The organism is Streptomyces sp. NPDC054849 (assembly GCF_053610945.1).
Genome location: NZ_JBSGZI010000005.1, coordinates 45049 through 66281, shown reverse-complemented (window position 1 = coordinate 66281; position 21233 = coordinate 45049). Strand labels below are relative to the sequence as shown.

At 72.4% G+C, this 21233-nt stretch carries 19 protein-coding genes and 1 pseudogene; 5 read left to right on the top strand and 15 right to left on the bottom strand.

All coding sequences use genetic code 11. The features are described from left to right. Positions 1-3: 3 nt before the first annotated feature. From ACWGIF_RS04025 to ACWGIF_RS04010, 4 genes are all read right to left on the bottom strand, one after another. Positions 4-1437: an NAD(P)/FAD-dependent oxidoreductase gene (locus tag ACWGIF_RS04025; protein ID WP_453490668.1), complete on the bottom strand. Its 1434-nt coding sequence runs from the start codon at positions 1435-1437 to the stop codon at positions 4-6. A 304-nt stretch (positions 1438-1741) separates the two neighbouring features. After that, on the bottom strand, positions 1742-2998 hold the full coding sequence (locus tag ACWGIF_RS04020; RefSeq protein WP_453490665.1) for a hypothetical protein: 1257 nt from the start codon (positions 2996-2998) through the stop codon (positions 1742-1744). A gap of 443 nt (positions 2999-3441) precedes the next feature. Continuing rightward, positions 3442-3891 carry an SRPBCC family protein gene (locus ACWGIF_RS04015; RefSeq protein ID WP_453490662.1) on the bottom strand — a complete coding sequence of 150 codons (450 nt, stop codon included), beginning with the start codon at positions 3889-3891 and terminating at the stop codon, positions 3442-3444. Positions 3892-4089: 198 nt separating this feature from the next. Further along, positions 4090-4728 carry an esterase/lipase family protein gene (locus ACWGIF_RS04010; RefSeq protein ID WP_453490845.1) on the bottom strand — a complete coding sequence of 213 codons (639 nt, stop codon included), beginning with the start codon at positions 4726-4728 and terminating at the stop codon, positions 4090-4092. A 415-nt stretch (positions 4729-5143) separates the two neighbouring features. On the opposite strand from ACWGIF_RS04010, the gene ACWGIF_RS04005 reads away from it, so the two are divergent. Beyond that, positions 5144-5416: a barstar family protein gene (locus ACWGIF_RS04005; protein ID WP_453490659.1), complete on the top strand. Its 273-nt coding sequence runs from the start codon at positions 5144-5146 to the stop codon at positions 5414-5416. 47 nt (positions 5417-5463) lie between these two features. Here the strand turns inward: ACWGIF_RS04005 and ACWGIF_RS04000 are convergent. Both ACWGIF_RS04000 and ACWGIF_RS03995 read right to left on the bottom strand, forming a co-directional pair. Next, positions 5464-5649 (bottom strand): annotated as a pseudogene (locus ACWGIF_RS04000) (hypothetical protein); the annotation flags it as partial. Then, entirely contained in the window at positions 5583-5795 is a 213-nt protein-coding gene (locus ACWGIF_RS03995) for a hypothetical protein (protein WP_453490656.1), read from the bottom strand. The gene ACWGIF_RS03995 and the pseudogene ACWGIF_RS04000, both read right to left, overlap by 67 nt. A 460-nt stretch (positions 5796-6255) precedes the next feature. On the opposite strand from ACWGIF_RS03995, the gene ACWGIF_RS03990 reads away from it, so the two are divergent. Beyond that, the gene (locus ACWGIF_RS03990; RefSeq protein WP_453490653.1) at positions 6256-6672 is read left to right on the top strand and encodes a hypothetical protein; all 417 of its coding nucleotides are present in this window, start codon (positions 6256-6258) and stop codon (positions 6670-6672) included. Here the strand turns inward: ACWGIF_RS03990 and ACWGIF_RS03985 are convergent. Then, a complete protein-coding gene (locus ACWGIF_RS03985; RefSeq protein WP_453490650.1) occupies positions 6658-7452 on the bottom strand; it encodes a helix-turn-helix domain-containing protein in 795 nt (264 codons plus the stop codon). The two genes, ACWGIF_RS03990 and ACWGIF_RS03985, sit on opposite strands and share 15 nt — an antisense overlap. A 35-nt stretch (positions 7453-7487) precedes the next feature. Beyond that, positions 7488-9299, bottom strand: coding sequence for a hydroxysqualene dehydroxylase (locus tag ACWGIF_RS03980; RefSeq protein ID WP_453490647.1), 1812 nt, complete (start codon positions 9297-9299; stop codon positions 7488-7490). 175 nt (positions 9300-9474) lie between these two features. Here ACWGIF_RS03980 and ACWGIF_RS03975 point away from each other — a divergent pair, with 175 nt between their 5' ends. Together ACWGIF_RS03975 and ACWGIF_RS03970 are read left to right on the top strand one after the other, a co-directional pair. After that, the gene (locus ACWGIF_RS03975; RefSeq protein WP_453490644.1) at positions 9475-9780 is read left to right on the top strand and encodes a 4a-hydroxytetrahydrobiopterin dehydratase; all 306 of its coding nucleotides are present in this window, start codon (positions 9475-9477) and stop codon (positions 9778-9780) included. Beyond that, on the top strand, positions 9780-10544 hold the full coding sequence (locus tag ACWGIF_RS03970) for a class I SAM-dependent methyltransferase (RefSeq protein WP_453490641.1): 765 nt from the start codon (positions 9780-9782) through the stop codon (positions 10542-10544). Before ACWGIF_RS03975 ends, ACWGIF_RS03970 begins: the two co-directional genes overlap by 1 nt. A gap of 198 nt (positions 10545-10742) precedes the next feature. On the opposite strand, the gene ACWGIF_RS03965 is transcribed toward ACWGIF_RS03970, so the two are convergent. From ACWGIF_RS03965 to ACWGIF_RS03945, 5 genes are all read right to left on the bottom strand, one after another. Next, the gene (locus ACWGIF_RS03965) at positions 10743-11168 is read right to left on the bottom strand and encodes an RICIN domain-containing protein (RefSeq protein WP_453490638.1); all 426 of its coding nucleotides are present in this window, start codon (positions 11166-11168) and stop codon (positions 10743-10745) included. A gap of 10 nt (positions 11169-11178) precedes the next feature. Then, complete coding sequence (locus ACWGIF_RS03960; protein WP_453490635.1) at positions 11179-12027, bottom strand: aldo/keto reductase; 849 nt, start codon at positions 12025-12027, stop codon at positions 11179-11181. Positions 12028-12173: 146 nt separating this feature from the next. Next, positions 12174-12944 (bottom strand): ABC transporter ATP-binding protein, encoded by a 771-nt coding sequence (locus ACWGIF_RS03955; protein ID WP_453490632.1) that lies wholly within the window; start codon positions 12942-12944, stop codon positions 12174-12176. Beyond that, positions 12941-15805 carry an ABC transporter permease subunit gene (locus ACWGIF_RS03950; RefSeq protein ID WP_453490629.1) on the bottom strand — a complete coding sequence of 955 codons (2865 nt, stop codon included), beginning with the start codon at positions 15803-15805 and terminating at the stop codon, positions 12941-12943. The genes ACWGIF_RS03955 and ACWGIF_RS03950 overlap by 4 nt, the downstream gene beginning before the upstream one ends. 9 nt (positions 15806-15814) lie before the next feature. Next, the gene (locus ACWGIF_RS03945; protein ID WP_453490626.1) at positions 15815-17083 is read right to left on the bottom strand and encodes an ABC transporter substrate-binding protein; all 1269 of its coding nucleotides are present in this window, start codon (positions 17081-17083) and stop codon (positions 15815-15817) included. A 304-nt stretch (positions 17084-17387) separates the two neighbouring features. On the opposite strand from ACWGIF_RS03945, the gene ACWGIF_RS03940 reads away from it, so the two are divergent. Further along, a complete protein-coding gene (locus tag ACWGIF_RS03940; protein ID WP_453490623.1) occupies positions 17388-18020 on the top strand; it encodes an HdeD family acid-resistance protein in 633 nt (210 codons plus the stop codon). A 160-nt stretch (positions 18021-18180) separates the two neighbouring features. Here ACWGIF_RS03940 and ACWGIF_RS03935 read toward each other — a convergent pair whose 3' ends face one another. Next, positions 18181-20004 carry an AMP-dependent synthetase/ligase gene (locus tag ACWGIF_RS03935; protein ID WP_453490620.1) on the bottom strand — a complete coding sequence of 608 codons (1824 nt, stop codon included), beginning with the start codon at positions 20002-20004 and terminating at the stop codon, positions 18181-18183. Positions 20005-20327: 323 nt separating this feature from the next. Next, positions 20328-21179, bottom strand: coding sequence for a LysR substrate-binding domain-containing protein (locus ACWGIF_RS03930; RefSeq protein ID WP_453490617.1), 852 nt, complete (start codon positions 21177-21179; stop codon positions 20328-20330). Positions 21180-21233 lie beyond the last annotated feature (54 nt).

Sequence of the window (21233 nt, the reverse complement as noted above, 5' to 3'; positions counted from 1 at the left end):
CCCTCACCGGGCCCGGCCGACGGGGTCGGCCGGATCGGACCGCTGGTCCAGCCCGGCGACCGTGCGCTCGGCAGCCGTGAGCGGCGGCGCCTTCAGCGCGCCCCGGTCCGACGCCCGCAGGACGTGCCAGACCACCGACGGCCGCAGCCAGGAGGTGGGCGCGCTGCTCATGGTGATGACCTGGAGGAAGGCGGCGGTGAGGGCCTTGCGGGTGGTGGCCCCCGTCATCAGCCGGCTCACATAGGCGTTGAGCAGACCCCCGCCGGTCCGCGCCTTCATGCCGGTGGCCCCCGGGTAGAGGATGTCCTGCGATGTGGCGAGGTCCCAGGCGGTGGCCACCTGCGGGGCGATCGCGCGCTGCGCCTCGCGCCCGAAGGCGGGGTGGGACAGTCCCCGGGCCCGGAGCAGGGCGCGCACGGCCAGCAGCCCCTGGGCGGCGACGGTCATGCCCTGTCCGTACAGCGGATTGAAGGTGGCGACCGAGTCGCCGACGGCGAAGAAGCCGTCGGGCAGGTCGACCTTCTCGAAGTAGATCCGGCGGTTGGCGGTGCCCTGGGTGACGGCGACGTCCGTGAGGGGCTTGCGGCCCTCCAGGAGCTCGCCGACGATCGGGTCCCGGATGCCCTTGGCGAAGGGGATGAACGCGTCGGGGTCGCCGGTCGGCTGGCCGCCGCGGGTGCCGGACAGGGTCGCCTGCCACTGGCCGTTCTCGATGGGCACGATGGTGGCCGTCTGGCCCGGTACGGGCACGCGGGGGTCGGACTGCACGTTGACTATGGGGAAGCCCGACGCGTGCGCTCCGTCGGGCGCCTCGAAGATCCGGGTCGCGTAGACCAGGCCGGAGTCGACCTCGGCCTGCCGGATGCCGCTCACGCCGAGCTCCTGCAGCCAGGTGCGGGCGCGGGAGCCGCGGCCGCTCGCGTCGACCACGAGGTCGGCGGGCAGGTACCTGCCCTCTTCCTCCGGGGTGTCGACGCGGACGCCGGTGATCCGGGCCGACGTCCCCTCCAGGCCCCGTACGCGGCTCTGCTGGAGGGTGGACACGCCGTCCAGGGCGGTCACCCGGGCCCGGACCACCGAGTCGAGGAGGTCGCGGCTGCACGAGATGTTGAACTGCATCTCGGCGAAGCGCGGGATCCAGCCCTCGGCGGTCTTGGTGACCAGGTCGGTGGGGAGGCTGCGGCGGATCGCGCCCGCCGCCGTCCAGTCCTCGGTGATGCCGGGCAGGATGTCCTCGATCGCGCGCGCCCCGCCGGACCACATGACGTGGACGTGCCGGGCCTGGGGCAGTCCACGGCGCGGCGCCGGGCTGTCCGGGAGGGTGTCGGCGTCGATGATCGTGACCGTCGCGTGCTCGGCCAGTACGGCGGCCGCGAGCAGGCCGGCCATGCTGCCGCCGATGACGACGGCGTGGCGGGGCGGGGAAGACTGGGTCATCGTGTCGTGCTCTCTGTCAGGGCCGTGCTGAGGGCATCGGCGCAAGGGGTGCGGCGGCGGGCGAGGCGGTGGTCACCGGCGTGACACTCAACGCCCCCAGCCGAGCGAGGTCTTGATGCGCTCGATCGCCTCGGGGAACTGTTCTTCCCGGGGTGGTGGCAGATGGGGTGTGAGGAGGCTGCCGAGGTACAGGCCGAGGATCTCGGTCCTGATGTCCGCGGGGGCCTCCCGGTCGACGTGGGCGGCGGCAGGCGTGCCCCGGCGAGCAGATCGCCGCCGAGCCGTCGCCTCACCCGCTCGGTCCTCACGGCGCTCCCCCCTCGACGCCCGGCCTTTCGGTGCCGTGACCCGCGGTGGCCGGTCTTTCAGTGCCGGGGCCTTCGACGGCCGGTCTTTCGGTGCCGGGACCTTCGGCGGTCTGACCGTGGGCGGCCGGGCCTTCGGCAGTCTGACCGCCGGTGGTCGGGCCTGAATCGATCCGGGCTTCGGTGGTCTGACCGTCGGTGGTCTGACCGTCGGGGGTCCGGCCCTCCGCGGTCCGGGCTTCGGTGGTCCGGGCCCCCGCGGTCCGGCCCTCGGGTGCCGGCCCGGACGGACGGCCGAATTGGCCCTCCCGTGCGAGCAGATCGTCCAGATGGTCGGCGAGCGACTTCCAGCCCCGCGGGGAGAGCCGGCCGGCCCGCGTGACGATGTTCCGTACGTCGTGCGCCCGCATCACGGCCAGCATCGGGTTCTCCCTTTCCCGTACTGCGGAGTCCAGTTCGCCCTCGATCACGGCCAGGACCGTGGAGAGCGCTTCGGCGTCGTCGGCCAGCAGGAAGCCGCCCTCGACGCCGTAGAAGCGCTGGATCCCCGCGGCCGCGGCGAGGTTCGGCAGGCCTTCGCCCTGGGCGAGGCGGGTCAGCGACTGCCCCGATGCGTCGAAGGATTTGGCGATGGCCGCCAGCGAATGCGGCTGGCCGTCCTCCCGCGGGCGGGTGCGGCGCAGATGCTCGAACCGCTGGTGCACCTGCTCCTTGAGAGGGATGTGAGGTGGTCTGCCGTCGAGGGTGAGCCGGATGGCCTGGGGAGTGATGCCGGTGAGATGCGACAGGTGCTCCAGGTCGTCCCGGCCGTCCGAGACGGTGGTGGCCGACAGGGCGAGAGCCCGCTCCACCGCGCTCTTGCTGTCGGCGAGGAGGAAGCCGGCGTAGACGCCGAAGAACCGTTGCACGCCCGCCGCGTGGCCCATCCGGGGCAGGCCGGTGCCCGCGTTGAGGGGGCCGAGGGAGGCGCCTGGGGCGTCGAAGTCGTCGGCGATGGCCGCGAGCGGCCATTCCCGGCCGTGTTTGTCGCGCCGGGTGGCGCGCAGCCGCTGGAAGCGCTGGTGCACGCGCTGCTCCAGCGGAGCCTCGACGGCGGTGCCCGCCACCACCTGCGGTATGCGCGAGGGTTCGACGCCGGAAAGGTGACTCAGCCGCTCCACCGACAGCACCACGGCCGGGTCTTGACCGCTCCGCTCCGACAGCGCCTCGACGCGACGCCAGATCGCGGCGAGGTCGGGTCGGACGGCGTCTCGCACCGGCGGAATCTCCATATGTCGACAAGACGTTCGAGTTGACGGGCTGCGTGAAGCCTAGCCTCCCGCCCTTGACCGAACCAGGGGAACCCCAACGTTTCCTGCCGTACAGCTCAAAAAGGGTTGGCATGCTTCGGCGGTCCCGCCCCCGAGGCGCTACTGCGCCCGGGCCCCGTAGGGGGCGGATGTGTGACCGTCCGCCTGGCCGCCAACTGGTGACTGGCGTCTGGGCAGTTCGAATCCGCTGTCGGGCAGCCGGGCTGCCGGGCTGCCGGGCTGGGCGCTGCCGGGCTGCCGGTGACGGAGCCCGGGCTCGGCGTCCCATCCCGGGCTCCAGCGGTCCTGCCTCGGGGGATCACCCACTCTCGCAGCGTCCCCGGACCGGAGGCAGGAAGAAGGTTCCCCGCCGGCCCGGGTTCACCCGGACGAGGCGGGGATCCCGAGGGTCAGACCTTGCCGCGCCAGGCTCCGGTCTCGCAGCCGCGGTCCTCGATGTACTCCTTGAACCGTTTCAGGTCTCCGGTGATCTGCCGCTTGACGAAGCCGAGCTTGTCGCCGACGTTCTCGGCGAAGCCATCGGGGTCGTAGTCGAGCTGGAGCATCACCTTCGACTTGTTGTCGGCCAGGTGGTGGAAGGTGACCACGCCGGCCTGCTCGACCTCGCCCCCGACGGTGGTCCAGGCGACGCGCTCGTCGGGGATCTGCTCGGTGATCTGCGCGTCGAACTCGCGGTAGACCCCACCGAACCTGGTAACCCAGCGGGTGAGCGTGTCGGTGCGCTGCTCGATGCGCTCCACTCCCTCCATGAAGTGAGGGAACGATTCGAACTGCGTCCACTGGTTGTAGGCCGTACGTACGGGGACGTCGACCTCGATGGACTCTTCGACCTTCGACACAGAAGCATCCTTCCTCTCAGCCGACCAGGCGGCGGCGCCCAGCCGTTCCCAGGGAACCCTTCCCCTGCCCACGCCGCTGCCCGCGTTCACCGTGTCCATGAATCCCGAACAGGCGCGCGAGAAGGAATCGGCCAGCACGCCTGGGCAGGGGGCAGGGGTCAGGGGGCAAGGGCCGGGGAAGTGCAGGGCGGGCGGCACCTATCGGACGTGTTCCCTGACCTCGTCGTAAACGGCTCCGTCGGTGCGCAGGCCGCTGTGGCCGAGGCAGGCGGTGGTGCTGTTGAGTGCTCCGGCCAGCGCGACGCTGTCGGTGGGGTTGATGACGCTGTCGCAGGGTGAGCGCCAAGTGGCGTACCGCGTGGTGCCGGGGGTCTCGTCACCGGAGTTCAGGTTCGTGAGGAAACCGGAGCCCGGCCGCATCTCGACGCAGGGAGCGCCGCCGCACCAGCGTGCGGTCTCGGTGCCGTGGTTGGGCCCCGCCAGGGAGACCCACGCATCGACCTTGGCTGCGCCTCCAAGGTGCTTGAGGTAGTGGCGGGAGGACAGCGCGCCCATCGAGTGGGTGATGACGTCGACCTTTGCGGCGCCCGTACGGGTCAGGACGCGCTCGATCTCGTCGGCAAGGTGCGCGGCGGTCGTGGCGTTGGACTGCGTGGCGTCGTAGCTCCACTGGTCGAGATGGCCGGCCGGCCATCCGTCGGTCTGGAAGCGGGCGGCCATGGACTGCCAGGGAGAGGCGTCGGGGTTCCAGCCGTGCACGAAGACGATGGGGTCGGGGCCCGAGGCCTTGTGCCGGTCGACGGCTGCCGACGCGGTAGCGGCGGGAAGCAGCGGCATGAAGGCGAGGAGGAGTGCGGAGAAGCTCCGTACCAGGTTATGGATCACGCGCGGTTTGTAGCGCCCCCCGGCCTGGGGCGAACAGGGCTGGTCCTGCGCGCTCACCCACCCGGGGGCAGAAATTCACCGCAGAAACGTCACAGATCGCCGTCGGCTTCCGCGACGTCCACCGCCAGATCCCGGCGACGCACCACTCGGGCTTCAGCCCCTGCGGCATCGGGACACCGAACGGGCCGGATGGCTCGCACGCCAGGCGGGGCCGCACCTGATCGGCCCGGACGAGCCCGGCGAGACGAGGCGGGGCGGCGCGGGGCCTCGCACGCATGGGCCGGCACGCGATGGTCGCGCTGCCGTCGTTGACCGCACTGAAGGCTGGTGCCGGAGGACAGGACGCTCGACGCCTGGCTCCTGGAGGATGCGGAGAGCCCCGGACAGCACCCGGGGCCTTCTGGCGCTCGGCGAGGCCGTCGACGGGCCGGGCGGCTACTTCGGCGGCTGCCTGGACGCCCTCGTCGACTGCCTGCACGGCAACTTCGGCTGCACCACCCCTGCAACGCTGCTCTGGCGGGACGCCGCAACCGCGCGCGAGCACCTGTCCCTCGTGCTGGCGCCGGAGGGCGAGTCGTACGACCTGGTCACCACGGTGCTCGAGGTCCTGGCCGAGGGCGGCAGCCCGTGCCACCAGTGACCGCACCCGCCGGAGCAGAACCGCTCGCGCCGCCGCCCGTCGGCGATGGCAAGGACCGCGACCAACAGCCGGAACGCCTTGCGGCGCTCGTCGAGGGGCGTCAGCGAGGCGATTTTTCCCAACTGGTGCTCGAGGGGGCGACGACCGTGGACAAGGAGCGGTTTGTTCAGTGGGTGGCTTCCTCGGGCGACAGCACCGGGGAGGCGGCGGCGTGATCCGCGCAGGCGGCCCACCAGCTGTCGCCGCCGGCGCTGCTGACCAGCACGCTCCACACCGCCGGGTGGGAGCACGGAGCCGCCCAGGTGCACTCGCCCCGCGCGGAAGCCGTGCCGACCCTGTGGTGGTCGGCCGCCCACGGGCACTTCTCTCGGAGTTCCATGGTGGACATTGAAGCGAAAGTGCGGGCAGCCTCGCCGCCGAACGAACTGATCGGCCGGGCCGTCTCCGGTCCGTCGGAGGTGACCCGGGGCACCGGAGACGTCCGATGGAGACCACCGGGTGCTCGGTCACGTCGGGCTGCCGGGGGTGGGGGCTCGAGTTCCTCAGCGGCAGGTTGAGCGGGATGACGCGGGCGGGGGAGCCATCGGGAGCCGCTGGAGGCAGTCCGGGAGTGGATCTGTGTGGAGTGGGGTGGAAGGACGACAGCGGGAACGGGCAGCGGTGGCCCAGTGGGGGCGCGTCCCCGGGCGATTCCCGTTACCTCCGGGGTAATCGCTCCCTCGCAGGGAGCGCGGCACAGTGGGGGCATCGGGTTCCGGGGCCGCGCACTCGGCTCCGGGATCCGTGTTCCACCCCGTCGTTCCACCCCGTCGTTCGACCTCGATGGAGGCTGATTCCCCATGTCCGCAACCCTGCTCGGCAGCATCGCCCGTACCAGCGTCCCGCAGGCCGTGCTGCGTCGTTTCCTCGCCCTGGACTCCGTGGTCACCACCGGCAACGGACTCGCGTACATCGCCTTCTCCGCCCCGCTGGAGCGGTTGCTCGGGGTCGGACAGGGGCTGCTGCTCTCGCTCGGGGTGCTGCTCCTCGTGTACGGGGCCGCCGTCGGTCTCCTCGCCGCCCGGCCGCAGCCGCCGGCCTTCGGCGTGAAGCTCGTGATCGAAACCAACTACGCCTGGGCGGCCCTGAGTCTGGTCGCGCTCGCGGTCTGGTTCACGCCCACCGTCGCCGGGACCGTGTGGATCCCGGCGCAGGCCCTGACCGTCGCCGGCTTCGCCCTGCTCCAGCAGCTCGCCCTGCGTTCAGTCGCGAAGTGAGCGCAGGTACTTCACCGTCGCCGGGTCGGCCGGGAGCATCGTCTCGATGGCCAGCTCGGCGACGGTCACGTCCATCGGCGTGTTGAAGGTCGCGATGGACGACACGAACGACAGCCGGTGGCCGTCGTGCTCGATGACCAGCGGCAGTGCGATGTACGGGACTGGCTCGTCCGGTGCTCCGTCGCCCGGGCGCTCGGGAACCGGGTAGGACGACACCTCCTCGTACAGCGCACGGAGCGGCTCGGAGCGGGCCAGCGCGATCTGGCGCTCCATCTGGGCCAGCAGGTGTCCGCGCCACTCCCTGAGGTTGTGGATCTTCGGAGCCAGACCCTCGGGGTGCAGGGTGATCCGCATGGCGTTCAGCGGCGGGGTCAGCAGGTGCTCCGGCAGTCCGTCCAGCAGCATCGCGATGCCCTGGTTGGCGGCGACCACGTTGTAGGTGGCGTCCACGACCAGCGCGGGATACGGCTCGTAGCCCGTCAGCAGTCGCTGGATGCCCTCGCGCAGCGTCTCCATCGACGGGTCGTCCAGAGCGGTCTGCGCGTAGTGGGGGGCGTAACCCGCCGCCAGCAGCAGGGCGTTGCGCTCGCGGACCGGCACGTCGAGGCGATCGGCCAGCCTCAGCACCATCTCCTCGCTCGGCCGTGACCGCCCGGTCTCGATGAAGCTGATGTGCCGGGACGAGGAGTCGGCGCGGCCCGCCAGCTCCAGCTGGCTGATGCCGCGCCGCTCCCGCCATGTCCGGAGCAGGGCGCCGACCGTGACTGTCGTGGTGGTCATGCTCACGACGGTAGCCGAGGGTGCGCGCGCCCGGATCAGCCGAGGTCGAAGACGTTCCGCAGGCCGAGACGGTAGCGCCACAGGTCGTGCCGTTTGGCGGACTCCATCTCCGGCGCCCGGTACATCGGCTTGACCGTGCACCGCGCGGCCTTCGAACCGTCCCTGTCCAGAAGGGAGTTGACAGCCGAACGGGCGGAGGCGTTGGCGCCCTCCATCGTCGCCAGGTCGATGTCGACCGCGACGTAGTCCCCGCTGAGGAAGAAGTTCGGAATGCGGGTTCCCGCGGTCGGCCGGTTGTGGAAGGTGCCGACCGGGTGGATCAGCAACTCGTCCTGGTTGGTGGGGTTCGGGGTGCCGAGCCCGTCCACACCGGGGTCCAGGAACCAGGAGTGCAGCTTGGAGTCGGACAGCAGGGTCTTGCCGGTGTCGTTGAGGGAGGCCTTCAACTGCGCCCACACCTCGCGCGCCACCTCCTCGCGGGTGCACTGCTTGGCCGTCTTCCCGTACAGGATGCCCGGCTTGTCCCACTCCGAGATGTCCACCGACAGGCAGTCGACCGCCGCGCCGTCGCCGTAGTCGGCGGGGAAGTCGCGTGACGGCCAGTGCTCCGCCTGCTGGATCGCCGTCAACGACCAGGCCGAGTCGATGCAGTTGAGGTGGCCGTGCACCAGCGGTGCCCGCTCGGTCAGATAGAACTGGATGCCGGTCATCCAGTCGGTCTCCAGCCTGTCGCACCGCCCCAGCATCGGATCGGCGGCCCGCAGCCCCGCGCTCCAGGTACGGCGGGCGTGTTCCACGGGCATCGCGCTCACATAGTGGTCCGCGGTGACCGTCTGGCGGACGCCGTCCGGGCCCTCGACGGCGACCCCGCTCACCCGACCGCTCCCGTACTGCACCTCCCGTACGGTCCACCCGATCCTGAACTCCACGCCCAAGGCGCGTAGATGAGCCTCCCACGGGTCGATCCAGGCCTCGTTCGTCGGCAGGTTCAGGATCCGGTCCGGCGGGCCGTCCGCCCCTCGCCCCAGCAGGTTGAAGACGAACGCCTCGCCGAGGGCGCCGACCGTACGGGTGGAGGCCTCCTCGGCCTTGGTCGCCACGATGTTGCGGGTGATGCCGACGGCGAGGATGCGCTGATACTCGTTCGACATCCGCGCGGCGCGCACGAAGTCCCACCACGGGGTGTGCTCCCAGACCTCGTTTCGCCGCTCGTCGCAGCTGGTCAGGAAGACGAGCACGCGGTCGACGAAGTACGCCGTCTCGTGCAGCGGGAGCCGGACCAGCGTCTGCAGGATGCCCGTCAGGGCGCGCCGGAGATCCTCCGGCGTCAGCTCGGCGGGGGAGTGGCCGGGCCAGGGGATGGGCGCGCGCAGGTCCTCGCGCCCGGCCGCGCGGGCGAACATCATCTCGCGCGGTGCGACGAGGTTGTCCCACACGCCGTTGGCGTTCCCGGGGAAGGGGATGCGCCGCATCGTGTCCGGCAGGTTGTGGTAGATGCCCGGGATGAAGCGGAAACCGTGCTCGGCGGGCAGCGGCCTGCGGCCGCCGCGGGCGCTGCCGGGCACGTCCATGCTGCGCGCCTTGCCGCCGAGCGCCCGGCGCTCGTAGACGGTGACGGCGTAGCCGCGCTCGATGAGTTCGTGCGCCGCGGTCAGCCCGGCCACCCCGCCGCCGAGCACGGCCACGCGGCGGCCGTTCGGCGGTGTCGCGGTCGCCGCCGCCTTGGCCGCCTCCGCAGCCGCCGCCGGGGTCGTCGTTGCCGCGCCCGCCAGGGCGCCGACGGTCGCCGCCGCACCCGCGCCGGCGCCCGCGATGAACGTACGCCTGGAACCTGCTCTGCCCGCCATGGCGAAAGCCCCCTCGTTACCGCTGGTAACAGTCACGTCCGGCGCAGGAGCATAGGGCGGGGCGCGAGGGGCGGGGAAGGTGCAGAAGTACCCGAGCGCACTATGGCGCGAAAGGTTCGTTCCCGCGTGCACTGTGGGAACCTTGACTACACGTCACGGATAAAGGAGCCGGTGCATGCCGAGTGAGCCGCTGTCCCAGAAGGAGATCGAGGACCGGTTGCGGGAACTCCCCGGCTGGGCCTTCGAGGACGACCGGATCTTCCGCACCTACCGATTGGGCTCGCACATCGCCGCGAGCGCCCTGGTCGTCCATATCGCCACGGTCCAGGAGGAGTTGAACCACCACTCGGACCTGACGCTCGGCTACAACACGGTCCGCCTGTCCGTGAACAGCCACGACGCCGGCGGCGTGGTGACGGAATCCGACTTCGCGCTCGCCGAACGCGTCGAAGCCCTGGCCCCGGCCCACGGCGCGAGCTGATGACCACGCACATACGGGCCGTGAGGACCCTGCTCGACTACGACGCCGAGGCCGGGGCCTACGACGCCTCCCGCGGCGGCGCCCCGCGCGCCGACGCCGCCGCCGGAGCCGTCCTCGGGCTGCTCCCGGCGGATGCGGGCACCCTCCTCGACCTCGGCTGCGGCACGGGCATCGTCACCACCCGGCTGAACCGCCCCGGCCTGCAGGTCCTGGGCGCGGACGCCTCCCACGGCATGGCCTCGACGGCGTTGCGGCGCGGCGTCCCGGTGACCCTCGCCGACGCGGCCCGGCTGCCGGTGAGGTCGGGCTCGCTGGACGCGGTGAGCGCGGTGTGGCTGCTGCACCTGCTGCGGGAGCCGGGACTGGTGCCGGCGGTGATCGCCGAGGTGGGGCGGGTGCTGCGCCCCGGCGGGGCCTTCGTCGCCACCGTGGACAAGGACTCCGCGCACGACGTCGGCAGCGACATCGACGCCGTGTTCGCCGCGCACCTGACCCCGACCCCCTCGGACGCCTCCGGCGAGGTCGAGGCGTACGCGGCGCGGGCGGGCCTGCGCCCGGCCGGCGAGGCCCGCTTCACCGGTCACGGCCAGGGCCGCACCCCACGCGGTTCCGCCGAGGCGCTGCTCGCGGGCCGGTACGCCTCCCGCATCGTCCCGCGCGGCATCACCGCGCGGGAGCTGGCGGCCCGGCTGGAGCTCCTGCCGGACCAGGACGTCCCGCGCGCGGAGCCGACGTACCGGCTGCGCAGCTTCATACGCGTCTGACGCAGACGCAGACGCGTAGGAAACGCCGCGCGGACGCGGACGAAGCTCCGCGCGGGCGGCGTACGAAGCTCCGCGCGGGCCCTGTACGAGGCTCCGCGCGGCGCCCCGTACCAGGCTGCGCGCGGGACGCCGCACGAATCCCCATGCGAGGCGCCGCACGAAGCCGGGGAGCGTGGCCCCGCCGCGCCGCGGGCGTGGTCACACCGGTTCCAGCCGCCACCACTGGGACGGGGAGTCGGTGTCCTCGACCTGCCGGGCCCGGCCCTCCCCGTCGGCCTCCAGCGACAGGCCGCTGATGCACGCGATCAGGGACACCACGCCGGGATCGTCGAGGTGTTCCTCGACGATCCACTCCTGCGCCCCGAAGGCGTTGGCCCGCCACACCTGCACCCGGGCGCCGCTGTCCGTCGACGCGTTCGCGACGTCCAGGCGCCGTTCGTTGTCCTCGCTCACCACATGGAAGACCCCGCCGCCGCTGTGCACCGGCGCGATCCGCCAGCGCCGGGCGGCCTCCGGCGCGGGCGGCCCGTCCGGGCCGACGCGCACCCGGGAGGCTCCCTCCAGCTGGAGCACCAGCCCGCTGTCCACGTTGCGGATCCGGTAGAGCCCTTCGGAAAGGTTCACCCGGCCGTCCTCACACGTCGAATTCGGCCGGGTCGGGCCCGATCCTGCGGCCCGCCGCCCCCGCGCCCAAGGCGTCCAGTGCGGCCATGTCGCAGGCGCCCAGCTCGAAGTCGAAGACGTCCAGGTTCTCCCGGATGCGCGCGGGGGTCACGGACTTCGGGATGACGATGTTCCCGTGCTGCAGGTGCCAGCGCAGCACCACCTGCGCGGCGCTGCGGTCGTGGGCGGCGGCGATCGCCGCAACGGCCGGGAGAGTGAGGAGTTCCTTGCCCTGGCCCAGCGGGGACCAGGCCTCGGTGGCGATCCCGCGGTCGGCGTGCACGGCGCGCAGCTCGGCCTGCGGGAAGAGCGGGTGCAGCTCGACCTGGTTCACGGCCGGCACCAGCGCGCTCTCGGCGGCGAGGCGCTCCAGGTCGGCCGGGCGGAAGTTCGACACGCCGACCGCCCTGGCGCGGCCGCTCGCCGCGATCTCCTCGAAGGTCTTCCAGATGGAGACGAAGTCGTCGCGCATCGGGCGCGGCCAGTGGATCAGGTACAGGTCGACGTGGTCCAGGCCCAGCTTGGAGAGGGAGTCGTCGAAGGCACGCAGCACCGCGTCGCGCCCCCACCGCTGCTTCGGGCCGTTCCACAGCTTGGTCGTGACGAACAGTTCCTCGCGCGGCAGCCCGGAGGCGGCGACGGCCTTGCCCGTGCCGGCCTCGTTGCCGTAGATGGCAGCCGTGTCGATGCTGCGGTAACCGGCCTCCAGGGCGGTGCCGACAGCACGCTCCGCCTCCGCGTCCGGCACCTGCCAGACGCCGTAGCCGAGCTGGGGCATGAGCGTGCCGTTGTTGAGCTTGATGGCCGGGACCTGGTTCACGTCTGGTCGTTCCCTCACGTCGTCGCGTCGGTGTGTCGGCAGTGGTGCACTGCGTCGTACGAGGGGCGACAACCGGCCCCTCGTACACCGTATTCCCGCCATCCCCATGGGCCCGGGGCCCGGGGCCTTGTCCGGGAGGACCCGCGTCACGCGGACCCGAGGTACGCCTCCCGCACGAGCGGGTTCGCCCGCACCTCGGCCGCCGTGCCCTCGGCCAGCACCGTCCCGAGGTCCAGTACGACGACCCGTGAGCACAGCTCCATCACGAAGGCCACGTTGTGCTCGACCAGCAGCACCGCACAGCCCTCCTGCGCCGCCAGTCGCCGGACGACCGCCGCGAGCCGCTCGCACTCGGGCGCCGACATGCCCGACGCCGGCTCGTCCAGCAGCAGCACCCGCGGCGGATCGGCCACCGCCCGGGCCAGCTCGACCATCCGGCCCTGCCCGACGGGCAGGCCGCCGGCGTAGGAGGTCCCGAGCGCGCCGATTCCGCAGTCGGCCAGCACACGCTCGCCGCGGGTGCGGCGCTCCCGTTCCCTGCGGCGGCGGGTGGGTGAGGCGACCAAGTCGGCGGCGAGCCCGCCCCCGCCGCCCCGCCACTCCTGCGCGACCAGCACGTTGTCGGCCACGGTGAGCTGCCCGAACAACTGCTGCCGCTGAAAGGTCCGGCGCATCCCGTGCCGGGCCCGCCACACGGGGGAGCGGCGGGTGATGTCCGACCCGTCCAGCAGCATCCGCCCCCGGTCGGGGCGGCGGATCCCCGACAGGACGTCGAACAGCGTGGTCTTCCCGGCGCCGTTGGGCCCGATCAGCCCGCACACCTCGCCCGCCCGGATCCCCAGATCGACCCCGGTCAGCGCCCTGACCCCGCCGAACCGCACGCTGACACCGCTCGCTTCCAGCACGTAGCCGCTCATGTCCCCATCCCCAGGTAGGCCTCGGTGAGCCGGTCCGCCTCCACCTCGGCCCGGGGGCCGCACCAGGAGACCCGGCCCTGGGAGAGACAGGCCACGGTGTCGGCGATGCCGAGGATCTCCGCGGCCTTCTCCTCCACCAGGAGCAGGGCGGTCCCGGCGTCGCGGAGCTCGGTGAGCAGCGCGTACACCTCCTCCACCACGCGCGGGGCGAGCCCCAGGGACGGCTCGTCGGCGATCAGCACCTCGGGCGGCCGCTGCAGCAGCGGGGCCAGAGCGAGCATCTGCTGCTCCCCGCCGGACAGCGCCCCGGCGGGAATGCCGCGCCGTTCCGCGAGCCGTGGGAAGCGGGCGTAGACGGCGGCCCGGGCGCCGGCCTCCTTGAGGTACAGGGCCAGGTTCTCCTCGATGGTGAGCGCGGGGAAGATCCCCCGTCCTTCGGGGGCGAGCAGCACACCGGCCCGGGCCCGCCGCACGGCGCCGTCGCGGGTGGCATCCCGCCCGGATACCTGTACCACCCCTTCCACGACCGGAAGCAGACCGGCGGCGACGCGGCAGGCGGTGCTCTTCCCGGCCCCGTTGGGCCCGAGCACGGCGAGGATCTCCCCCTTGCGGACCGTGAGATCGACCCCGTGCAGTACGAGGCCCCCGTCGTACCCGGCCGTCACGCCGCGCAGCGCGAGGGCAGGTACGGGCACGGGTGCGGGTGCGGGTGCGGGTGCGGGTGCGAGTACGGGCACGGGTGCGGGTGCCGGCACGGGCACGGGCGCGGTCCCCGCGGAGCCTTCCCCCACCCCGCCCCCTCCCGGCCCTGCGCCCACGCCCCGGCCCCCGTACGTGCGCCGCGCGCCCGCGCCCTCCCACGCCGGGTGAGCCGCATCATCCGGGAGCGGAGCCCTTGCAGGCGTCCCCGCCGGCGTGTGAGGCGCGGCGTCCGGGGCGCAGCGCCGTGAAGCGGCGGCGCGCCTGCGAGCCAAGCGCACCGGCACCGCCGCGCAATACCCGTCCGGGTCATTGGCCAGGGCCAGCCCCGCCAGGCCGAAGAGGATCACCGGCAGGTACGCGGACTCCGTCACGTAGTCGGAGAGCAGCCGCGGAGCCACCGCGAACACCAGCCCCGCCACCACGGCGTACTGCGGCCGCCGCACACCGGCCGCCACGACCACCGCGAGCCACACCAGCCCCGTCATCGCCGTGAAGTCCGTGGCCGTGATCCGGGTGTTGTACGACGCGTACATCACGCCCCCGAACCCGGCCAGGCCCGCCGACAGCGTGAACAGCAGCAGCTTCGTCCGCAGCACGGACACCCCCGACGCCACCGCCGCCGCCGGGGCGGACCGCACCGCCAGCATCGCCCGCCCCGACGGGGAGTTCCGCAGCGCGCTCAGCCCGGCGGCGGCCAGCGTGACCAGCACCACCAGGGCCACCCCCAGCGCCCGGTCGTCGGACAGGTCCACCGGCCCGAACACCGGCCGCGGGATCGACCACCCCGTATCACCGTTCCGCAGCCACCTCAGCTGGAACAGCACCTGGTCGGCCAGGAACGCCAGCGCCAGCGTGGCCAGCGCCAGGGACCTGCCCCCCAGCCGCAGCGCCGGCAGTGCGACCAGCGCCCCCAGCAGGGCCGCCGTGCACGTGCCCACCGCCAGCGCCGCCACGAACGGCCAGCCCCGGCTCATCAGCAGGCCGGCCACGAGGGCCGCCCCGGTCACGAAGGTGCCCTGCGCCAGCGACACCATCGCCCCCAGCCCGGTGACCACGGTGAAGGACATGAACACCAGCGCGATGGCCAGCCCCTGCGCCAGCAGGCCGCTCCAGAAGGGTGTCGTGACGGTGTAGAAGGCGACGCAGAGCAGCGCTCCGGCCCCTGCCCACACGCCCCAACGCCGCCCCCACGACGCCCCGGCCAGATGGTCCACCGGCGGCGCGTCCACGGCTGCGACGCCCGCCGTCCGCGCCCTGCGGGTCAGCACCAGCAGCCCGCCGAACAGGATCAGGAAGGGCACCGCCGTGCGAAAGCCGGTGACGGACTCCGCGAAGGACGCGTATCCGGCCACCAGATTCTGCAGGACCCCCAGCCCCAGTCCGCCCGCGAAGGCGAGCGGCACGGACGCGAACCGCCCGATGACCGCGGCCGTCGCCGATACGAACAGGAACAGCGTGAAGTCGTGCGCCGACAGCCCCAGCAACGGCGTCGCCAGCACACCCGCCAGGCCGGCCAGCCCCGACGCGATCATCCACGCCACCGACGACAACCGGTCGGCGCTGATCCCGCGCAGTTCCGTCAGCGAGCGGTTGTCGACGGCGGCCCGCAGCTCCAGCCCGAGGCGCGTGTGCCGCATCAGCACCCACAGGGCCACCGCCACCAGCGCCGTCACCACCCAGGTGATCAGCTGGTCGGAGTCGACGCCGACCCCTTCCGTGAGCTGCCAGGACTTCGCGGGGCTCGGCCCCACCCCCGGCAGCCCGAACCGGTTCTCCGCCGGCTTCACCGGCGCCCCCGCGTCCGCCAGCAGCTCCACCAGCCACAGCCCGGCGGCCGGCAGCGCCACCAGCAGCCCGATGGTCGCCACGATCTGCGCCGTCTCCCCGACCCGCGCCAGCCGCCGGAACATCAGCCGGTCCAGCCCCCAGCCGAGACCGGGGGCCAGGACGCACACCACCAGCAGCGCCGCCGGGACGGCCGGCCAGCCCAGCCCCGAGTGCAGCTCGTAGAAGGTGAGCGCGCACAGGTAGGCGGTGGCCCCGTGCGCGAAGTTGAACAGTCCGGACGCCGAGTACGACAGCACCAGCCCGGTGGCGAGCAGTGCGTACAGGGCGCCGGAGACCAGACCGCTCAGGACGAAGACGAGCAGATCTCCCATGCCGCAGCCCTACTTGAAGGGGATGGGCTCGTGGCATCTGAACGGGACGGAGACCTCGTACGCGCCGTTCTTCAGCTGAACGAGCGCTCCGCAGCCGAAGCTGTCCTTCTGCCCCTTGGGCTCCGCGCGGTCGCCGACGAGCGTGCCGGTGTCGGAGAAGCTCTGCGCGGCGGTCTGGAAGGACTCGACGGTCAGGCCCCTGCCCGCCTTCTGCGCGATCGACACGAACAGGTCGGCCGACATGTACCCGGTGAGCATGTGCATGTTCAGCGGCACCTCCTTGCCGCCCGCGGCCGCCTTGATGTCGGCCTTGAACTGCGCCATCTTCGGATCGGTCGACTCGAACGGCTGGAACTGCAGCAGCACGTACACCCCGTCGAGGGCCTGCCTGGTGGCGTCCTGGGCGAGCAGCCCCGGGTCGTAGTCGGTGGGGTCGGAGAGCAGTCCCCTGTACCCGCTGCGCTTGAGGGCGGTGAAGAGCCCGATGTTGTTGGGGGTCTGCATGACGGATATGACGGCGTCCGGGGCCTTGCCGTCGTTGCCGGAGAGGATCTCCTTCACGTACGCGGACCAGTCGCTCGGGACGGCGGTGCCCGGTACGGAGGCCTTGGCGTAGGAGACTGTGAAGCCGGCGCTGGTGAAGCCCTGCTGGAAGGTCCGGACGCCGAACTTGCCGGCGTCGCTGTCGTTGGCGATGATCGCGACCGACTTGCCCCGGGCCCCGCCGAGGATCTGGCCGATGCCCTCCGGCCAGGTCTGGTTCAGGGTGCCGCCGGGGGTGGGCACCAGGCAGCCGTTGAAGCCGTAGATGTGCTTGGGCCCGCAGAAGGAGGGCAGGGTGCCCCAGCCGAAGGTGGGGACCTTCTCCTGCTCCAGGAAGTCGGCGCCGGAGAAGGTCACCGAGCTCATCGGGGAGACGGCGAAGACCTTGTCCTGCTGGACGAGTTTGCGGGCGGCCGCCATGTTCTTCGCGGGATCCTGGCCGTCGTCCTCCGCGCCGATGTAGTCGATCTTGCGGCCGTTGACTCCCCCCTCGGCGTTGGCTCTGAGGTAGCGGGCCTTGGCGCCGAGATCCGTGTCCTTCTTGCTGTAGCCGCCGGCGGTGGTCATCGACACGATGCCGCCGACCTTGATCGAGTCGGAGGTCACCCCACGGGAGTTGCCGGTCGCGTCACCGGCGCCACCGGGGCCGGCGCCGTTGGTGGAGGCGGAGTTGCAGGCGGAAACGAGCGCGAGGGCCGCCGCCGCGGCGGCCAGGGTGCGGATGGGTCGCAACATGTCGGGGATCCCCTCCGGTCGGAATCCCCGCATTCTGTGCGTGACCTGACGCATCGTCAATATTTTCGCCGAAAGGAGTTGACGAACCGTCAGTTCTGCCCGGTTGCAGCCGGGAGGGCGCCGGGACCTGCGACGGGCGAGGGGCGGGGCGATCCGCCAGGCCCCGGGCCCTGGATGGAGGACCCGCCCCGCCGAGGCGGCAAGCCGTGCCATACCGGGCTAAAATTGCCCGGACAGGTACACACGGTATGTCCGGCGGCCTCGTGGTGCCCCTACGGGTTGTCCGGCCGGCCCGGGAGGCGTGATGACCGTACCCCCCGACGCGGCACCGCAGCGCACGCAGAGCGACCCCGAGGACGTCCTCAGGCAGCTCGGAGGTTCGTGGCACTGGGCGCTCGGCTTCGCCCTCGCGACCCTGATCCCAGGCATCCTGGTGCTCGTCTGGCCCGACGAGACGCTGCACGTCCTGGCCGTGATCATCGGCCTCCAGCTCCTGGTGGCGGGCGGCTTCCGCTTCGTCTCGGCCTTCTCGCACAGCAGCGACGGGGGCGGCAGCAGACTGGCGGGCATCCTGATCGCCGTCCTGGCGTTCCTGGCGGGCGTCCTGGTGCTGCGGCATCCGATGCAGACGATCGGCGCGCTGTCCCTGATCGTCGGGGTGTTCTGGCTTCTGACGGGAGTGCTCACGGCGTACGTCGCGATCGCCGACCGCGGTCTCCTGCACCGTGGCCTGCTCTTCGGCCTGGGTGTCCTCGGCGCGGTCGCCGGAATCGTCGTGCTCTGCTTCCCGGTGGACTCCGCGGTCGCCCTGACGCGGCTGCTGGGCCTGTGGCTCGTCCTGCTCGGCGTGTTCGAAGTGGTGATGGCCCTCGCGCTGCGCTCCGCCACCCGCCGGATCACGCCCCCGCCCCCCGCCCCGCCTCCGCCTCCGCGATGACGGCCGGGTCTCCATGATGGCCGCTGGGCCTGAGCGGTGACCACTGACCACTCACTCTCCAAGGTGACCGTTGGCCTCCGTGCCGGCCGCCGGGCGCCGGGGGCGCGTCCCCCGGACGGCTGACATGGCCGCAGCCGCGGCGCCACGGCCTCGGCCCCGCTCAGGGTGCGTAGAGGTCCGCGACCTCCTTCGCGTACGCCTTCTCGATCGCCCGGCGCTTCAGCTTCAGCGAGGGGGTCAGCAGTCCCCGCTCCTCCGTGAACTCGTCCCCCAGCACCCGGAAGGTGCGGATCGCCTCGGCCTGGGAGACCAGTGTGTTGGCCGCGACCACCGCCCGGCGCACCTCCGCCGTCAGGTCCGGATCGTGCACCAGGTCCGCGGCCGGCAACTGGGGCCGGCCGCGCATCGACAGCCAGTGCGCGATCCCCTCCATGTCCAGCGTGAGCAGGGCCGCGATGTACGGCCGGTCGTTGCCCACCAGCACGCACTGCGACACCAGCGGGTGCGAGCGGACCCGCTCCTCCAGCGCGGCCGGCGCGACGCTCTTGCCGTTGGAGGTCACCAGGATGTCCTTCTTGCGCCCGGTGATGGTGAGGTATCCGTCCTCGTCGAGGCGCCCCAGGTCCCCGGTCGCCAGCCAGCCGCCGCGCAGCACCGCCTCCGTGGAGGCGGGGTCGTTCAGATACCCGGAGAAGATGTGGCCGCCGTGCAGCCAGACCTCCCCGTCGTCCGCGATGTGCACGGTGCTGCCCGGGATCGGCAGGCCCACCGTGCCGTACTTCGTCGCCTCCGGCGGATTCGCGGTGGCCGCCGCGCAGGACTCGGTCAGGCCGTATCCCTCGAAGACCGTGATCCCGGCGCCTGCGTAGAACAGCCCGAGACGGCGCGACATCGCCGACCCGCCTGACATGGCGTACCGCACCCGGCCGCCCATCGCCTCGCGGACCTTCCCGTAGACGAGCTTCTCGAAGATCTGGTGCTCCATGCGCAGCCCGGCGGAGGGTCCCGGCCCGAGGCCGAAGACCCTGCGCTCGCGCGCCTCCGCGTACCGTACGGCCGTCTCCACGGACCGGTCGAAGGGCCCGGTCCGCCCTTCCGCCTCGGCCTTGCGCCGGGCGGCCGCGAAGACCTTTTCGAAGACGTACGGGACACCGAGCACGAAGGTCGGCCGGAAGGCGGTGAGGGCCTGGAGCAACTCGGTGGCCGCCACCACCGGTTGGTGCCCGAGCTTGACCCGCGCCCGTACGGCGGCCACCTCCACCATCCGCCCGAAGACGTGGGCCAGCGGCAGGAACAGCAGAGTGGACGGCCGGTCGCCCTGCCGGGCCTGGAACACGGACTCCCAGCGAGTCACCAGGGTGTCGGCCTCGTACATGAAGTTGGCGTGCGTGAGCACGCACCCCTTGGGCCGGCCGGTGGTCCCGGAGGTGTAGATGACCGTGGCGGTCGCGTCGGGCGTCACGGCGCCGCGATGGCGGTGTACGACGTCGTCGGCGACCCCGCGGCCGTCGGAGACGAGCCCGTCCACGGCCCCGGCGTCGAGCTGCCACAGCCGGCGCAGGTGGGGGAGGCGGTCGATGACCGAGCCCACCGTCATGGCCTGGTCCTCGTTCTCGACGACGCAGGCCGTGCAGTCGGTGTCGTACAGGATCCAGTACACCTGCTCGGTGGACGAGGTCGGATAGACGGGCACGGGCTGGGCGCCGATCGCCCACAAGGCGAAATCGAAGAGCGTCCACTCGTACCGGGTGCGGGACATGACGGCGACCCGGTCTCCGAAGCGGACCCCCTGGGCCAGCAGTCCCTTGGCGAGCGCGAGCACCTCGGCGGCCAGCTCCCCTGACGTCACGTCCCGCCAGACCCCGTCGATCTTGCGGCCGAGCACCACCCGGTCCGGCTCCTGGTGGGCGTGCTGGAAGACGACGTCGGCCAGCCCGCCGACGGGCGTGCCCGTGACGACCGGTGGGACGGTGATCTCGTGCAAGGGCCCCGCTCCTCTCCGCGCGCCGCGGTGAACGTACCTCACGGTCAAGGGGGGTTGACGGGCGTTCGGATACCTCCACAAGACCTCCCCAGTGATCACGCTCCCTAAGCCTTTGACGTGCGGGCTCGGGGTGGGGAGCGGCTCTGTGCGGTGGGCCGCCGACCGTGCGGAAGGACTTCGGCGGTGCGACCGGTCGACCGGCGCGGCAGCGCGGGTTCGCGCCCGAGAGGACGGTCAATCGGTGCGGGTGTGCGGGTGTGCGGGTGTGCGGGTGTGCGGGTGTGCGGGTGTGCGGGTGCGCGGGTTCGCGCCGGACAGGACGGTCAGCCGGCGCGGCTGAGCCGGTCCGCGCCGGAGAGGACGGCCGTGGCCAAGGCCTCGGCAGCGGCCGAGGCGCGCGGCCCGCGGAGCAGCGCGAACTCCACCGGCCCCAGCTCCGGCAGCCCGCCGACCCGCACCAGGCCCGGCGGGATCAGCCCCCGGGTGTGCGCCATCACGCCCAGTCCGGCCCGCGCCGCCGCGATCAACCCGCTCAGACTGCCGCTCGTGCACGCGATCCGCCACGCCCGCCCGTCCTGCTCCAGCACCTCCAGCGCCCGGGCCCGGGTGATGCCCGGCGGCGGGAAGACGATCAGCGGGACCGGACGCTCCGGGTCCACCCGCAGCCCCTCCGCGCCGATCCACACCATCCGGTCCCGCCAGACGAGGCGGCCGCGCTCGTCCCCGGGGCCCCGCCGCTTCGCGAGCACCAGATCGAGGCGCCCCGCGTCCAGCCGCTCGTGCAGCGTCCCGGAGAGCTCCACCGACAGCTCCAGATCCACCTCGGGGTGCTCGTGCCGGAACGCTTCGAGGATTTCCGGGAGCCGCGTCAGCACGAAGTCCTCCGAGGCCCCGAAGCGCAGCCGGCCCCGCAGCCGGGTCCCCGTGAAGAAGGCCGCCGCGCGCTCGTGCGCCTCCAGGATCGTCCGTGCGAAGCCGAGCAGCGCCTCGCCGTCCTCCGTCAGCTCGACGCTGTGCGTGTCCCGGACGAACAGCGGCCGCCCGGTCGCCTCCTCCAGCCGCCGCACGTGTTGGCTGACCGTGGACTGCCGTACGCCGAGCCGCCCCGCGGCCTGGGTGAAGCTGAGCGTCTGGGCCACCGTGAGGAAGGTGCGCAGCTGGACGGGGTCGTACATACAGCCCATGCTAGCCGCGCTCATCGGGATGCGTGATGACAGTGAGTGCCGTGT

Coding starts and splice junctions, on each gene's coding strand:
- ACWGIF_RS03955 (WP_453490632.1), bottom strand. CDS start 12,944: ATGAGCGGCTACGTGCTGGAAGCGAGCGGTGTCAGCGTGCGGTTCGGC.
- ACWGIF_RS03995 (WP_453490656.1), bottom strand. CDS start 5,795: ATGGAACTCCGAGAGAAGTGCCCGTGGGCGGCCGACCACCACAGGGTC.
- ACWGIF_RS03940 (WP_453490623.1), top strand. CDS start 17,388: ATGACCGTACCCCCCGACGCGGCACCGCAGCGCACGCAGAGCGACCCC.
- ACWGIF_RS03950 (WP_453490629.1), bottom strand. CDS start 15,805: ATGGGAGATCTGCTCGTCTTCGTCCTGAGCGGTCTGGTCTCCGGCGCC.
- ACWGIF_RS03975 (WP_453490644.1), top strand. CDS start 9,475: ATGCCGAGTGAGCCGCTGTCCCAGAAGGAGATCGAGGACCGGTTGCGG.
- ACWGIF_RS04010 (WP_453490845.1), bottom strand. CDS start 4,728: ATGCCGCTGCTTCCCGCCGCTACCGCGTCGGCAGCCGTCGACCGGCAC.
- ACWGIF_RS03970 (WP_453490641.1), top strand. CDS start 9,780: ATGACCACGCACATACGGGCCGTGAGGACCCTGCTCGACTACGACGCC.
- ACWGIF_RS03980 (WP_453490647.1), bottom strand. CDS start 9,299: ATGGCGGGCAGAGCAGGTTCCAGGCGTACGTTCATCGCGGGCGCCGGC.
- ACWGIF_RS04025 (WP_453490668.1), bottom strand. CDS start 1,437: ATGACCCAGTCTTCCCCGCCCCGCCACGCCGTCGTCATCGGCGGCAGC.
- ACWGIF_RS03945 (WP_453490626.1), bottom strand. CDS start 17,083: ATGTTGCGACCCATCCGCACCCTGGCCGCCGCGGCGGCGGCCCTCGCG.
- ACWGIF_RS04005 (WP_453490659.1), top strand. CDS start 5,144: ATGCGGAGAGCCCCGGACAGCACCCGGGGCCTTCTGGCGCTCGGCGAG.
- ACWGIF_RS03985 (WP_453490650.1), bottom strand. CDS start 7,452: ATGACCACCACGACAGTCACGGTCGGCGCCCTGCTCCGGACATGGCGG.
- ACWGIF_RS03930 (WP_453490617.1), bottom strand. CDS start 21,179: ATGTACGACCCCGTCCAGCTGCGCACCTTCCTCACGGTGGCCCAGACG.
- ACWGIF_RS03990 (WP_453490653.1), top strand. CDS start 6,256: ATGTCCGCAACCCTGCTCGGCAGCATCGCCCGTACCAGCGTCCCGCAG.